Below are 14185 nucleotides of genomic sequence, written 5' to 3'. Positions count from 1 at the left end.
GGCCGGACGGGAGGGTGTCCCGTCCGGCCCGCGGCCCCGAAGCCTCCGGCCCCGCGTCCCGGTGGATCAGACCGCCGGGGCCGGGTACGTCGGGTATTCCACACCGGAGACGTGCTGGACGACCCGGATGACCTGGCAGGAGTAGCCGAACTCGTTGTCGTACCAGAGGTAGAGGATCGCGTTGTCGCCGTCGACCTTGGTGGCACCCGCGTCGACGATCGAGGCGTGACGGGAGCCGATGAAGTCGCTGGAGACCGAGTCGGGGGCGTTGGTGAAGTCGATCTGGCGCTTGAGCGGCGAGGTCAGCGAGACGCCGCGGAGGTAGTCGATGACCTCCTCGCGGTCGGTCTCCCGGCCGAGGCGCAGGCTGAGGATCGCGATCGACACGTCCGGGACGGGCACCCGGATGGAGCTGCCGGTGATCGGCGCCTTCAGATCGGGCAGTGCCTTGGCGACGGCCGAGGCGGCACCCGTCTCGGTGATGACCATGTTCAGCGGCGCGGACCGGCCCCGGCGGTCGGACTTGTGGTAGTTGTCCAGCAGGTTCTGGTCGTTGGTGAACGAGTGGACGGTCTCCACGTGGCCGCGCAGCACACCGAACTCGTCGGCCATCGCCTTCAGCGGCGGGACGATCGCGTTGGTGGTGCAGGAGGCGCAGGACAGGATCCGCTCGTCCGGCTTGATCGTGTCGTGGTTGACGCCGTGCACGATGTTCGGGACGTCACCCTTGCCGGGCGCGGTCAGGACGACCTTGTCGATGCCGGGACGCAGGTGGGTCGACAGGCCTTCCCGGTCGCGCCACTTGCCGGTGTTGTCGATGAGGATGGCGTTCTTGATGCCGTACTCGGTGTAGTCGACCTCGGACGGGTCGCCGGCGTAGATCACCTTGATCTCGTTGCCGTTGGCGTTGATCGTGCTGGTCGCCTCGTCGACGGTGATCGTGCCCTGGAACTGACCGTGGATGGAGTCCCGGCGCAGCAGCGAGGCCCGCTTGACGATGTCCTGCTCACCGCCCCCGCGCACCACGATGGCCCGCAGCCGCAGGCCGTTGCCGGAGCCGGCCTTCTCGATCAGCAGACGGGCCACGAGGCGGCCGATGCGGCCGAAGCCGTAGAGGACGACGTCGCGTCCCTCGCCGCCCTCGATCTTGTTGGCGCCGGTGGCGCCGGCGACGGCCTCCGCGGTGAACTCCTCGACCGACAGCCCCCGGTCGTCGGCCCGGTGGGCCTCGGCGAGCAGGCCGATGTCGATCTGGGAGGGGCCGAGGTCGAGCGACGTGAGGGTCTGCAGGAACGGCAGGGTGTCGGTGACCGACAGCTCCTCACCGGCGATCTGGCGGGCGAACCGGTGGGTCTTCAGGATGCTGACCACCGACTTGTTCACCAAGGAGCGGCTGTGCAGCAGGATCGTCACGTCCCGCTCACGGTGCAGCTTCCCGATGATCGGGATCATCGACTCCGCGATCTCCTCGCGGTTCTTCCATTGGGTGAACGAGTCCTCGTTGACAGTCACAAGTTTATCTTTCGAGCTAGGCGGCGCTCATATGCTAACCACCCCGCTCGGAGGAGACGAACGAGGGGTGCGCGAAGTGCGTGGTCGCACGGGTTTGTCGGCCGATGCCGATGCCGATGCCGATGCCGATGCCGATGCCGAGGCCCGGCACCGGCAGGTCCTCCGGGACCTCCGGCGCAGGTCCTTCCGGGCGAGCGGCTTGCCGACCGTCACGGTCGTCAGCGTGCCGATGCAGGGGCTGCGGGCGGCGGCGTAGCGCTTCGCGGGGTCGGTGAGCCGTAAGCCGTGCCGAGTGCCGAGTGCCGAGTGCCGAGTGCCGAGGGCCGAGTGCTGAGGGCCCGGCCGCCGCCGCCCCCTCCGCGGCGGCGACCGGGGTGCCCCGACCGACCGTCGCGTGCGTGGTGACGGCGGCATCGTTCGTGGTCCCAGAAGCGATCGTTCCGGACGGCGGGCGGGCCCGGTATCGGGGAGATTACGTAATCGGGCCTGTCGTGTACCGCGCCCCGTCACGCACCGCGCCTTTCGCGTGCGGCGGGGCGTTCACGCTCCCCCGTCTCGAAGCTCGTCACGCACCTGGAGAGCCGCCAGCGCGGCCCGCGACGTCACGCCGGTCTTGCGGTAGATGCGGGAGAGGTGCGTCTCGACCGTGCGCGGGCTGAGGAACAGGCGTTCGGCGATGGCGGGGCTGGTCAGGCCCTTCGCGACGAGAGCGGCTACCTCCCGCTCCCGTGGCGACAGCACGGCCAGTTCCTCGGACGCCGCCTCCCGCGACGGCCCGTCGGCGCCCCCGCTCGGACGCGTCCCCGCTCCGGCTGCGGAACCCGCCACCACACCCGCCACCGCGCCCGCCACGAGACCGACGCCCGGCTCCCCACCGGTCGCGCCCGCGGCCTCCGCGACTCCCGCCGTCGCCCCCGCGTCCGCCACCGCCCCCGCCGTCCGTACCGCGTCGAAGACGGTCGGCCGGACCGCCTCCGCGAGGCCCGTCAGCAGATGGGCCTCTCCCTCGGTGCTCAGCCGCAGGGCGCGCTCCCACATGGCGCGGGCTCGGTCCGTGCGTCCCGCAGAGGCGGTCAGGGGCGCCCCCAGCAGCAGCGTCTGCGCCTCCCACAGCCGGCCCCCGCCCCGGGCCGCCTCCGCCGCGGCGTGCTCGAACAGGTCCGCGGCGGCCGCCACGTCGCCGTCGGCCAGCGGCACATGCGCCGAGCTGCGCAGCGCGGACGCCCGTTGCGCCACGAGGCCGAGCCCCTCCGCCTCCTTGCGGGCGCGCTCCGCCCACTGCCGGGCCTGATCGCGGTCCCCGGCGAAGACGGCGGCGGTCACCAGGATCTCCGTGAACAGGGGCCGCATGCTCGGCTGCAGGCCGCCGAGATCCTCCCCGCCCGCCCGGAGCACCGCGGCGCGGGCCCGCGCCGGATCACCGGTGTGGAGCGCGGCGTACCCGAGCATGCACCAGGCGATCGACGCCCACCACCGGGTGCCGGCACCGGCCCGCGTCACGGCCTCCTCGGCGACGGCCAGCGCACCGCCGTCGCCCGGCGGGAGGGCGGGAACCAGCGCCTGGGCCTTGGACGCGAGGACGAACGCGAGCAGTTCGTCGCTGCCGATGCCCCGGGCGATGGTCTCGGCCTCCTCCGCGAGTTCGAGGGCCTGCCCCAGACGCAGGGTCATGACCTGGATGTGGGACAGGCACAGCAGCAGATGCGGCACGACATAGAGCAGGCCGCCCCGGCGGGCGATGGCCAGGCCCCGTCCGGCGTGCCGTTCGGCGTCGGCGTACCGTTCGAGGAACGCCTCCGCCCAGCCGAGCCGTGCCAGCGGTTCGCACAGGCCCGCGAGATCCTGGTCGGTGAGGGAGTCGATGAGCGCGCCGGCCCGGTCGGCGGCCTCGGCGGCGGCCACGATGTTCCCCTCGTACGCCTCCCCGAGCGCGGTGACGGCGAGCGCCCCCGCCTCCGCGACCTCGTCGCCCAGGGACCGGGCCAGTTCCAGGGTGCGGGCCACGTCGTCGCGCACCTCCGGGTAGGAGCTGGCGTGCGGGGCGGACGAGCCCAGTTCCAGGCCGAGCTGGACGGTCTCGGCGGGGGAGAGGTCGGCGCTGCGGGCCAGTTCGCGCCGCAGCAGGGCGATGGCCTCCGCGTACCGGCCCAGATGGCGTTCCATCACCGCGCACAGGGTGACCGCGCTCGCCCGTACGCCGTCGTCGTCGCCCGGCGGCGACAGGCTGATCACCTCGTGCAGCAGGTCCCGGCTCTCCAGCAGCCCGCCGCAGGCGCCGAGCGCCTCGGCCCGCCTCAGCATGAGGTCGCGGCGCAGCGCCCCGTGCGCCGGTCGCTCCGGCAGATGCGTGAGGGCGACGCCCAGCCAGTGCGCGCTGCTCGCGGGCGCGGTCGCGGCGGCCTGCCGGGCGGCCTCGGTGAGGAGGGCCACGGCGTCCGGGTCCCAGCCGGTCAGCGAACGCTCGACGTGATGCGCCCGCTCGGTGACCGGCGCCCCGATCCTGGTCAGTTCGGCGGCGGCGAGATGGTGCATCCGGGTGCGCAGCAGAGGATCGGTGGTGTCGTGGACGAGGGAGCGCAGCACGGGATGCCGCAGCGCCCAGCGGCCGTCGGGCCCCGGACGGGCGAGATCACGGGCCGTCAACTCCCGCAGATCCGCACCGAGTTCGCTCTCGCCACGGCCGGTGACGGCCGCCACCAACGCGGGTGCGGCGTGGTCGCCGAGCACGGCCACGGCCTGGACCGTGCCGCGTTGGGCGTCGGTGAGAGGGGTCAGCTCGTCCAGGAGCAGCGAGCTGAGCCCCGCGGGTCTGCCCGCCTGGAGCAGTGCCAGGAAGTACAGCGGGTTGCCCTCGCTGGCCGCGTACAGTTCGGCGGCGAGCGCGGGCGGCCGGTCCGGGGCGAGCGACGCCAGACAGGCGGCACGGTCCAGGGGGCCGAGTTCCAGCCGCAGCACCGTCCCGGTCTCCACGCCCCGGGTGAGTGAGGCGACGAGCCGGGGCGAGGTCTGCCGTTCGCGGCGCGCCACCACGATCACCACGGGCGCGCGCCGCGGCGGGTGCCGTACGAGATGGTCGAGCAGTTCCAGGGACGCGGGGTCCGCCCAGTGCACGTCGTCGAGTGCCACCACGAGACCCTTGCCGGTGCGGGCGACCCGTGCGAGGAAGGCCGCCGCAGCGCGCTGCATCGCGAAGCGGTCCACGGTGTGCGCCTCGGCGAACGGGGACGGGATCCCGGTCTCGGTGTCGAGGTCCGCGAGGGCGTCGGCGAGGGGCTGATAGGGCAGATGCTGCTCGTACTCGGTCGCCCGGCCGCGCAGCACCGTCATGCCCCGCTCGCGCGCCAGTGCGCAGAACTCCGAGACCAGCCTGCTCTTTCCGATCCCCGCCGCGCCGGTGACATCGACGACCGCCGGGCCGGGGACCGCCGGGCCGGGGGCCGTTGGGCCAGGGCCGGGAGCCGCCGGAACGTCACCGGTTTTCGTCAGTCCGTCGAGTACTCCGCCGAACCGTGCCAGCTCGGTCTCCCGGCTCACCAGCGGAGCCACGTCCCACGGCAATGCGATTCCCCCCGAAGCCGGTCCCGGGCCGTCCGGAGCCCATCCGACAGAGCCCTGATCACGAACCTCCGGCCGATTCCCGAAGATTGTACGTAGCTCCGGCAGGCCGACGGCCCGGTCCCGCATCCGCACGGGTGCCACCTTGACGCCCCTGACCGGCGCACCTAGGTTCCCCTCGACGCGATCAGCATGATCGGACGGACAGGTCCGCGATCAGACAGGCAGGTCGGCGATGACGGACTCCCCCACCCCCGACGGCACCGGCGCCGTCCGACCGCTCCAGGTGGAGACACACGGCCTGGACGTGATCGGCGACGCCGAACGCAAGGGCACCCCACGAACCCTCTTCTGGCCCTGGTTCGGAGCCAACGTCTCCGTCCTCGGCATGAGTTACGGCGCGTTCGCGCTCGGCTTCGGCATCTCCTTCCCGCAGGCCCTGGCCGCCGGGGTCGTCGGCATCGTCTTCTCCTTCCTGCTCTGCGGCTTCGTCGCGGTCGCCGGCAAACGCGGCTCGGCCCCCACGATGGTGCTCAGCCGCGCCGCGTACGGAGTGCGCGGCAACCGGCTGCCCGCGGCCGTCTCCTGGCTGCTCACGGTCGGCTGGGAGACCGTGCTCTGTGCACTCGCCACCATGGCCACCGCCACCGTCTTCGACCGGCTCGGCACGGGCGGCGGCACCGGGACCAAGATGCTCGCCCTGGTCCTCGTAGCCGCACTGGTCGTGGTGGTCGGCGTCATGGGCTTCGACCTGATCATGCGTCTCCAGGCCGTCATCACCGTCGTCACCGGCGTGCTGACCGTCGTCTACGTCGTACTGGTCGCCGACCACGTCCACTGGTCAGCCGTCAGCTCCCTGCCGGCCGGATCCACCCAGGAGTTCATCGGCGCCCTCGTCTTCCTGATGACCGGCTTCGGGCTCGGCTGGGTCAACGCGGCCGCCGACTACTCCCGTTATCTGCCGCGCTCCTCCTCCGGCCGGGGCGTCGTCGGCTGGACCACCTTCGGCGCCTCGCTCGCCCCGCTGCTCCTGCTGGTCTTCGGACTGCTCCTCGCGGGCTCCTCGGCCGACCTCGGCGAGGCCGTCGCCGCCGACCCGATCGGCGCGCTGACCACGCTCCTGCCCACCTGGTTCCTCGTCCCGTTCGCCGCGGTCGCCGTGCTCGGCCTCGTCGGCGGTGCCGTCCTCGACATCTACTCCTCCGGTCTCGCCCTGCTCGCGGCCGGTCTGCGCGTACCGCGCCCGCTCGCCGCCCTCGTGGACGGGCTGCTCATGATCGCGGGCGCCGTCTACATCGTCTTCCTCGCCGACGACTTCCTCGGCCCGTTCATCGGCTTCCTCACCACCCTCGGCGTCCCCGTCGCCGCCTGGTGCGGAGTCATGCTCGCCGACCTCCTGCTGCGCCGCCGCGACTACGCCGAGGCCGACCTGTTCCGCCCGGACGGCCGCTACGGCGACATCCCGCCCGGCCCTCTCCTCCTCACCGTCGCCGCCACCGCCCTCGGCTGGGGCCTGGTCACCAACGCCGCGGCGGGCTGGCTCGACTGGCAGGGCTACCTCCTCGGCCCCTTCGGCCTGGGTGGCAGGACCGGTGACTGGGCCTACGCCAACCTGGGCGTCCTGGCCGCGCTGGCGGCCGGCTTCCTCGGCACGCTGACGCTGTCACGGGGCCGGGTGCGGGCGCAGGAGGCGGGGACGTGAGCGCGTCCACCCCGATGGGCCTGCTCGCCGTCATCGACATGCAGCGCGTGTTCGCCGAGCCCGACAGCCCCTGGGCGGCACCCCGCTTCGAGGAGGCCGCGGCGGGCGTACGGCGGCTGCTGCCGGCCTTCGCAGGACGGACGGTGTTCACCCGCTTCATCGCGCCGCGGCGGCCCGAGGGAGCCTGGCAGGCGTACTACGCGCAGGCGCCCTTCGCGCTGCGCCCACCCGGCGCGCGGCTGTGGCAGCTGGTCGACGGACTCGCCGACGGGGCGCGGGACACGGTCGACGCCCCGACCTTCGGCAAGTGGGGCCCGGAACTGGCCGCCCGTCTGGGGGCGGACGGACGGCTGGTCCTGGCCGGGGTCAGCACCGACTGCTGTGTCCTGTCCACGGCCCTCGCGGCGGCCGACACGGGCGTCGAGGTGCTGGTGGCCGCCGACGCCTGCGCGGGCGCGGACGATGCGTCGCATGCCAAAGCCCTGGATCTGCTGGATCTGTACCGCCCGCTCGTCCGGGTCGTGACCGTCGACCAGATCCTCGGTCAGTCGCGGCCGGCACCCCGGTAGAGGTCCAGTTCCCCGTCCAGTTCCAGGGCGAGCACGGTCGCGTAGGGGTCGAGGTCGGCCTCGTCGGGGGCGTCGATCCAGGTCACACCGGGTACGGCGTCCAGGCCGCCGATCACCCGGTGGCCAAGCGCGTTGCCCGTGCCGAGGACGGTGATCTTCCGGACGGGATTGCGCAGCCCCCGCAGGGCGACGGACTCGCGCGGCACGTCGAAGCACGTCAGATACAGCGTGCGCCGGTCCGCGGAGAGAGTGCTCGGGCCGTAGTGGTGTCCGGCGGGCAGCCCGGCGACCGTTCCGTGGACGGCCTCGGAGTGCCGCGCGATCCACGCGCCGAGCCCTTCCAGCCGCTCGACCTGCTCCGGGGGGATCGACCCGTCCGCCCGGGGACCGACGTCCAGCAGCAGATTGCCGCCCATGCCGATCGTCTCCGTGAAGTAACGCACCAGCTGCCGCACCGACTTGTGGTTGTGGTCCGCGTGCTGGAAACCCCACGAGTCGTTGATGGTCAGGCACAACTCCCAGGGCCCGTCGGGCGCTTCGAGCGGCACCCCCTGCTCGGGGGTGGCGTAGTCGCCGCGGCTCAGCATGCGGGCGTTCAGGACCGTGTCCGGGTTCTCCGCGAGGATCAGTTCGGCCAACTCCGCTATGCGCCACTGCTGTTCGGTGCGCTCCCATTCGCCGTCGAACCACAGCAGGTCGGGGCGGAACCGCTCCACCAGCTCCCGCACCTGACCGTCCCGGTAGGCGAGGTAACGGTCCCACGCCACCGGGTCCTCCTCGCCGGGCGTGGCGTGCGAGTAGGGGTTGGCGTCGTTGCCGCCCGGGTGCGTGTTCGACCACTGGTCGATCTCGGGGTGACGGACGCTCGCGTAGTCCGGGTGGTTCCAGTCGGAGTGCGAGTAGTAGAGGCCGACCTTCAGGCCCCGCTCGCGCAGCGCCTCCACGTATGCGCCGATCAGGTCCCGGCCCGCCGGGGTGCGCCGGACGACGTCCAGCTCGCCGTGGGCGGTGTCCCACAGGGCGACGCCGTCGTGGTGACGTGCGGTGAGCACCGCGTACCCCGCGCCCGCCCGGGCGAACAACTCGGCCCAGGCCGCGGGGTCGTAGGCGGACGCGGTGAAGCCGTCGAGCTGCTTCATGTACCGCTCGTGCGTCACCTCGCCCCAGTAGAAGGACCAGGACTCCGGCACCCCGTCCACGGCGTAGATGCCGTAGTGGATGAAGATGCCCAGCTTGGCGGCGGGAAACCAGGGTTGCATGGTCATACGGCCACGCTAGGCGGAGCGCCCCGGCCGGCGCGTGGGCGCCGGTCACCACTACTGGTCCGTTTTCACCCCGGCCGGAACGGCGGCGGGCCGTACAGGACGTGGCCCGGAGCATCGGCCGTACACGGAACGGCGGGCCGTACACGGAGCGGCGGGCCGTACACGGAGCGGCGTAGAGGAATGCCCGCGTCCGTGTCGGGTACGCGCAGGGCGACGCGCCCGGTACGGACGCCGTTCCGGGCGGCCTTTCCACCACTACCTGGGATCTTTCATGGACATCTCTCCCAACGGTCACCACGCCCCGCAGGCCGTCTCGCCGGCCCAGCGCGCGCTGACCGCGCTCGCCTTCGACACCCACGACGAGGCCGCGCTGAGCACACTCGCCGACAGCGATGTGCTGATTCCCGTGCCGGACGACGCCGACGAGGCGGCCGTGAGCGACCCGACGGCCGTGGCGCTGCCGGTTCTGGAGCAGCCGGGCGGTGAACAGATCGTGCCGGTCTTCACCTCGGAACCCGCGATGGCCGAACTCCTGCCCGACGTGTCGCGCTACCGCCTGGTGCCGCTGGGCGCCCTCGCCTCCCAGTGGCCTGCCGACGTGGACCTGTCCCTCACCATCGACGCCGGTTCCCCGCACGGCCTCACCCTCGACGCCCACGACGTGGGCACTCTCCTCGGAGGGCAGGGGATCTGAGCCCGAGACCCACCCGGAGAAGCGGGGACCGCAGCCCCTCGTGCCCGGTCCGGCCGGGTGGCGGGCGGGCTGTCAGCCCTGCCGGAGCGTGCGGGCCAGGGCGTCGCGCTGCAGCGGCAGTGCCTCGGCGTGCAGCGCGCGGCCCTTGTCCGTGAGGGCGACCCACACACCGCGCCGGTCCTCCGCGCACACGGACCGTTCCACCAGGCCGTCCTTCTCCAGCCGGCCGATCAGCCGGGACAGCGCGCTCTGGCTGAGGTGGACCTTCTCCGCGATGTTCTGCACCCGGCACTGGTCCCCGACCGCCGTGGCGGTCGCCAGGCCGGACGCGAGGATGTCAAGCACCTCGAAGTCGCTGGCGCCGAGGCCGTGCGGATGCAGGACGCGGTCGATCTCGCACATCGTGCGGGCGTGCACGGACAGGATGTCCCGCCACTCGTCCTCAAGCCGGGCGCCGGCCGTGTTCGCTGCCATATGTGCACGGTAACAGAGCGCGAAGTGGTCGTTGTCTGTGCAACTAGTGCAGGCGCAACGAATATGCCCGGTGTCTACTCCGCCGCGGTGTCCTGGAGCAGTCCGATCAGGTTCCCGTCCGGGTCCTTCACCGAGGCGATGAGCCGGCCGCCGCCCACGTCGTGGACGTCCTCCAGCGTCTCGGCGCCGGCGCCCAGCAGTCCCGTGAGCGTCGCCCTGATGTCGGCGACATGCCAGTACGGTACGGGGCCGGTCATTCCCTTCGCGTGGCCGTTCGGGTCCAGGCCCACGTCCTGGCCCGCGTCCTTGAAACCGACGTAGTACGCCGAGTCCGCGTACGGCTCGACCTCCAGCAGAGCGCTGAACACGGCTTTCGCCGCGGCCAGGTCCTTGACGGGGTAGATGACGGTCGTGAGTCCGGCGGTCATGGGGTGCTCCTCGGAGGTCGTGTGCATGGTCACTGGAACTGAGGTCCACGCTAGGCGCGGTGGCGTCGGCAGGGCTTCTCCGATCCTGACCGATCGGCTCGGGGGCTTTCCGTTCGTGGCCGGGTGCGGGTCCGGTGGCCGCAGACAACCGACCCACGCCGAGCCGTCCGCAAGCCCTAGGCCGGGCGGAACCAGACCGTGGCCAGGGGCGGCACCGTCATCCGGATGCTCCCCGACCGCCCGTGCCAGGGCACCGGCTCGCGCTCGACAGGGCCCGAGTCGCGCACACCGCCGCCCCCGTACGTCACGGCGTCCGTGTTCAGCACCTCGACCCAGGCCGGGACCTCCTCGGGAACACCGAGCCGGTATTCCTGCCGGACGACCGGGCTGAAGTTGGACACGGCCAGCAGAGGCACCCCCTGCGCGTCGAGCCGCAGGAACGCGAAGACGTTGTCCTCGGCGGCGTCCCCGCACACCCACTGGAAACCGCCGGGATCCGTGTCCCGCTGCCAGAGCGAGGGCGTCCGGCGGTACACCGCGTTGAGGTCGCGGACGAGGTCGCGCACCCCCCGGTGGTCCGCCTCGGCCGCGTATCCCGGGTCGAGCAGCCACCATTCGGGGCCCTGCGCCTCCGACCACTCCGCACCCTGGGCGAACTCCTGTCCCATGAAGAGGAGTTGCTTGCCGGGGTGGGCCCACATGAAGCCCAGGTACGCCCGGTGGGTGGCCCGCCGCTGCCACCAGTCGCCCGGCATCTTCGACACCAGCGCCCGCTTTCCGTGGACGACCTCGTCGTGCGAGATGGGAAGGACGTAGTTCTCGCTGTACGCGTACACCATCGAGAAGGTCATCTCGTCGTGGTGGTACTTGCGGTGCACCGGCTCGTGCGCGATGTAGCCGAGCGAGTCGTGCATCCACCCCATGTTCCACTTCAGCCCGAATCCGAGGCCGCCGCTGTCGGTCGGGCGGGTGACGCCGTCCCAGGCCGTGGACTCCTCCGCGATGGTCACCACGCCCGGCGCGCGCCGGTACACCGTGGCGTTCATCTCCTGCAGGAAGGCCACCGCGTCCAGGTCCTCGCGCCCGCCGAACACATTGGGGGTCCACTGACCGGAGTCACGCGAGTAGTCGAGGTAGAGCATCGACGCCACCGCGTCCACCCGCAGCCCGTCGACATGGAACTCCTCGCACCAGTAGACGGCGTTCGCCACCAGGAAGTTGCGCACCTCGGTACGGCCGAAGTCGAACTCGTACGTCCCCCAGTCGGGGTGCTCGGCCCGCCGGCTGTCCCCGGGCTCGTACAGCGGCTCCCCGTCGAACCGGCCGAGCGCCCAGTCGTCCTTGGGGAAGTGCGCGGGCACCCAGTCCAGGATCACCCCGACACCGGCCCGGTGCAGTGCGTCGACGAGGTGCTTGAAGTCGTCGGGGGTGCCGAGGCGCGCGGTCGGGGCGTAGAAGCCGGTGACCTGGTAGCCCCAGGACCCGCTGAACGGGTGCTGGGCGACCGGCATCAGCTCGACATGGGTGAAACCGAGATCGGAGACGTACGCCGGCAGTACATCAGCGAGTTGACGGTACGTCAGTCCCGGCCGCCAGGACGGCAGATGGATCTCGTAGACGGAGAACGGGGCCTCGTGCACCGGGGTGTCCCCGCGCCGCGCCATCCATTCCGCGTCACCCCACTCGTAGTGCGAGGCGGTGACGACGGACGCCGTCGCGGGCGGCACCTCCGCCCGGCGGGCCATCGGGTCGGCCTTGAGCAACCGGTGACCGTGGCGGGAGGTGATCTCGAACTTGTAGTGGGCACCCTCGCCCACCCCCGGCAGGAACAGCTCCCAGACCCCGGACGATCCGAGGGACCTCATCGGGAACGCCGTCCCGTCCCAGCAGGCGAAGTCACCGACGACCCGCACACCCCGGGCGTTCGGCGCCCACACGGTGAACCGGGTGCCCGGCACGCCCTGATGAGTCATCGGTTCGGCGCCCAGCGCCTTCCACAACTGCTCGTGCCGCCCCTCACGGATCAGATGCAGATCCAGCTCGCCCAGCGCGGGCAGGAAGCGGTACGGGTCGTGCACCTCGTGGTCGGTGTCCTCGTACGAGACGAGCAGCGTGTACTCCGGTACGGTCTCGCGCGGCAGCAGGACCGAGAAGAGGCCGTCGCCCTCCGAGGCGAGATAGGTGCGCGCCCCGTCGATCACGACGCTCACGGCGTGGGCGTACGGGCGCAGTGCCCGCACGGCGATCCCGCCCGGCACCGGGTGGGCGCCGAGCAGGGCGTGCGGGTCGTGGTGGGCGCCGGAGAGCAGCCGCGCACGGTCGTCGGGGGCCAGGGGCGGGGCGGCCACGGTCAGCCGGGGCCCGCGCGGGGGCGGGCCTCCCGCCTCGGGGGGAGTGGTGTCGCGCAGGGCCACGGTCTCAGTCTCCTCTCACGGCGAGACGCTCGATCGCCGCCATGGGTACGGGAAGCCAGTCGGGGCGGTGGCGGGCCTCGTAGAGGACCTCGTACACGGCCCGGTCCGTCTCGTAGGCGCGCAGCAGTCCGTGCTTCTCGCGCGGGTCCCAGCCGGCGTGGGCGGCGTAACCCGCGCAGTACGCCTCGCGGCAACGGCGTGCCCACTCCGGGCGCCAGGGGCGGCGCTGGCGGGCCGCGTAGTCGAAGGACCGGAGCATCCCGGCGATGTCCCGCACCGGCGACTGGGTGCCGCACCGCTCGGCCAGCGGACGGGACGGCTCGCCCTCGAAGTCGATGACGAACCACTCCGGACCTGCCCGCAGCACCTGCCCCAGGTGCAGATCGCCGTGCACGCGCTGCGCGGGCGGGCCGACGTCGCAGGAGAGCAGAGCACGGAAGGCGGTGCGCAGACCGGGGACGAACGGTCGCAGGGCCGGTACGGAGCGGGCGGCGGCGTCCAGGCGCTCGGTCATCGCGGCGGCCGTGCGTCCGTTCTCGTCCTGGGCGCCCGAGGGGAAGGCCGAGGCCAGCGCCAGGTGGACCTCGGCCGTGGCCCGGCCCAGCTCACGGGCCTGCCCGGTGAAGTCCCGCCCGGCGGCGAGCGCGCCGAGCGCCAGCGTCCAGCCGTCCGACGCGTCGGGCAGGAACGGCTGCAGCACACCGAGCGTCGCCGGGAACGGATCGGTCGTCCGGAACCAGGCCACCGGCGCCGGCACCCGGCCGCACCCCTGCCCGGCCAGCGCGCCCGGCACCTCCAGGTCCGGGTTGACCCCCGGCTGGATCCGCCGGAACACCTTCAGGATGAACGCGTCCCCGTACACCAGCGAGGAGTTGGACTGCTCGGCGTCCAGCAGCCGGGGCGCGAGCCCGGCCGGCACCCGTACGCCGGGGTCCGCCTCGAAACACAGCGGGCCCGCGGTACCCGGGTGCCTGAGCCGTTCGAGCAGCAGCTGGGCCGAGCGGGGGTCGTACAGCGCGTCGTACACGGTGAGACCGGCGAGCGGGCCCTCCTGCGCCTGCCCGATGAGTGCCCGGCCCAGGTGCGGCACCTGGTGTTCCCGCACACCGAGGAGCAGCTGGTAGCAGTCACCGGTAGAGGGAGTGCCGCCCGGCGCGGGCACCCCGCCGTGGTCGCCATGGCTCGGCTGGCCGGTGTGCACGAGCAGGTGCAGACAGCCCGGATACAGCTCGGTCATCGACAGCAGGGCGAGGTCCGTGACCGGCCGGTCCTTGCCGGCGAACCAGCGCTGCCGGGGCAGCCAGTCGCGCAGCAGCCCGGCCAGCGAGGTCATGAGGCCGGCGGCGACCCCGTCGGTGCTGGGCCCGTCGCTGCCCGGCCGGAGCAGTGCGGTTGCGGTCTTCGACATGGTGACGCGTCCTTTCGCCGGGCCGCGCCTCAACGCCCTGGGGCGGCGCGGGTGAGGACTCGGGAGAGCCGGAACCAGTAGAAGCCGTGGCCCGCGAGGGTGAGGAGATAGGGCAGTTCCCCGATCGCCGGGAAACGCACTCCGCCGATGAGTTCGACGGGGTG

The 14185-nt window shown here is 72.5% G+C and carries 12 protein-coding genes; 4 read left to right on the top strand and 8 right to left on the bottom strand.

The window, feature by feature from the left end; all coding sequences use genetic code 11:
- Window positions 1-66 precede the first annotated feature (66 nt).
- Complete coding sequence (locus ACFU5F_RS40385; RefSeq protein ID WP_383898414.1) at window positions 67-1512, bottom strand: glyceraldehyde-3-phosphate dehydrogenase; 1446 nt, start codon at window positions 1510-1512, stop codon at window positions 67-69.
- A 67-nt stretch (window positions 1513-1579) separates the two neighbouring features.
- Between ACFU5F_RS40385 and ACFU5F_RS40380 the strand changes: the two genes are divergently transcribed.
- Window positions 1580-1768: a hypothetical protein gene (locus tag ACFU5F_RS40380; protein WP_383898413.1), complete on the top strand. Its 189-nt coding sequence runs from the start codon at window positions 1580-1582 to the stop codon at window positions 1766-1768.
- A 284-nt stretch (window positions 1769-2052) separates the two neighbouring features.
- On the opposite strand, the gene ACFU5F_RS40375 is transcribed toward ACFU5F_RS40380, so the two are convergent.
- Window positions 2053-5070 carry an AAA family ATPase gene (locus tag ACFU5F_RS40375; RefSeq protein WP_383898411.1) on the bottom strand — a complete coding sequence of 1006 codons (3018 nt, stop codon included), beginning with the start codon at window positions 5068-5070 and terminating at the stop codon, window positions 2053-2055.
- 232 nt (window positions 5071-5302) lie between these two features.
- Between ACFU5F_RS40375 and ACFU5F_RS40370 the strand changes: the two genes are divergently transcribed.
- The gene (locus tag ACFU5F_RS40370; protein ID WP_383898409.1) at window positions 5303-6769 is read left to right on the top strand and encodes a purine-cytosine permease family protein; all 1467 of its coding nucleotides are present in this window, start codon (window positions 5303-5305) and stop codon (window positions 6767-6769) included.
- 14 nt (window positions 6770-6783) lie between these two features.
- A complete protein-coding gene (locus ACFU5F_RS40365) occupies window positions 6784-7338 on the top strand; it encodes a cysteine hydrolase family protein (protein ID WP_383898417.1) in 555 nt (184 codons plus the stop codon).
- Here ACFU5F_RS40365 and ACFU5F_RS40360 read toward each other — a convergent pair.
- Window positions 7314-8603 (bottom strand): alpha-L-fucosidase, encoded by a 1290-nt coding sequence (locus ACFU5F_RS40360; RefSeq protein WP_383898408.1) that lies wholly within the window; start codon window positions 8601-8603, stop codon window positions 7314-7316. The two genes, ACFU5F_RS40365 and ACFU5F_RS40360, sit on opposite strands and share 25 nt — an antisense overlap.
- A 271-nt stretch (window positions 8604-8874) precedes the next feature.
- On the opposite strand from ACFU5F_RS40360, the gene ACFU5F_RS40355 reads away from it, so the two are divergent.
- Window positions 8875-9297, top strand: coding sequence for an SseB family protein (locus ACFU5F_RS40355; protein WP_383898406.1), 423 nt, complete (start codon window positions 8875-8877; stop codon window positions 9295-9297).
- Between the two features lie 72 nt (window positions 9298-9369).
- Here ACFU5F_RS40355 and ACFU5F_RS40350 read toward each other — a convergent pair whose 3' ends face one another.
- The 5 genes from ACFU5F_RS40350 to ACFU5F_RS40330 all read right to left on the bottom strand — a co-directional run.
- Entirely contained in the window at window positions 9370-9771 is a 402-nt protein-coding gene (locus tag ACFU5F_RS40350; protein ID WP_383898404.1) for a MarR family winged helix-turn-helix transcriptional regulator, read from the bottom strand.
- 74 nt (window positions 9772-9845) lie between these two features.
- Entirely contained in the window at window positions 9846-10199 is a 354-nt protein-coding gene (locus tag ACFU5F_RS40345; RefSeq protein ID WP_383898402.1) for a VOC family protein, read from the bottom strand.
- Window positions 10200-10375: 176 nt separating this feature from the next.
- Window positions 10376-12613 (bottom strand): 1,4-alpha-glucan branching enzyme, encoded by a 2238-nt coding sequence (gene glgB, locus ACFU5F_RS40340; protein WP_383898401.1) that lies wholly within the window; start codon window positions 12611-12613, stop codon window positions 10376-10378.
- Between the two features lie 4 nt (window positions 12614-12617).
- A complete protein-coding gene (locus tag ACFU5F_RS40335; RefSeq protein WP_383898399.1) occupies window positions 12618-14021 on the bottom strand; it encodes a maltokinase in 1404 nt (467 codons plus the stop codon).
- 29 nt (window positions 14022-14050) lie between these two features.
- A partial coding sequence (locus tag ACFU5F_RS40330) for an alpha-glucosidase C-terminal domain-containing protein (protein WP_383898416.1) occupies window positions 14051-14185 on the bottom strand: 135 nt, incomplete at its 5' end.

It is taken from the genome of Streptomyces sp. NPDC057438 (assembly GCF_042802995.1).
GTDB lineage: Bacteria > Actinomycetota > Actinomycetes > Streptomycetales > Streptomycetaceae > Streptomyces.
Note: the sequence above shows the minus strand (reverse complement) of the source record. Positions and strands in the feature narration are given on the sequence as shown.

Bases quoted from the DNA above. Each gene is read 5' to 3' on its own strand.
- ACFU5F_RS40370 (WP_383898409.1), top strand. From the start codon at position 5,303: ATGACGGACTCCCCCACCCCCGACGGCACCGGCGCCGTCCGACCGCTC.
- ACFU5F_RS40365 (WP_383898417.1), top strand. From the start codon at position 6,784: ATGGGCCTGCTCGCCGTCATCGACATGCAGCGCGTGTTCGCCGAGCCC.
- ACFU5F_RS40360 (WP_383898408.1), bottom strand. From the start codon at position 8,603: ATGACCATGCAACCCTGGTTTCCCGCCGCCAAGCTGGGCATCTTCATC.
- ACFU5F_RS40355 (WP_383898406.1), top strand. From the start codon at position 8,875: ATGGACATCTCTCCCAACGGTCACCACGCCCCGCAGGCCGTCTCGCCG.
- ACFU5F_RS40350 (WP_383898404.1), bottom strand. From the start codon at position 9,771: ATGGCAGCGAACACGGCCGGCGCCCGGCTTGAGGACGAGTGGCGGGAC.
- ACFU5F_RS40345 (WP_383898402.1), bottom strand. From the start codon at position 10,199: ATGACCGCCGGACTCACGACCGTCATCTACCCCGTCAAGGACCTGGCC.
- ACFU5F_RS40335 (WP_383898399.1), bottom strand. From the start codon at position 14,021: ATGTCGAAGACCGCAACCGCACTGCTCCGGCCGGGCAGCGACGGGCCC.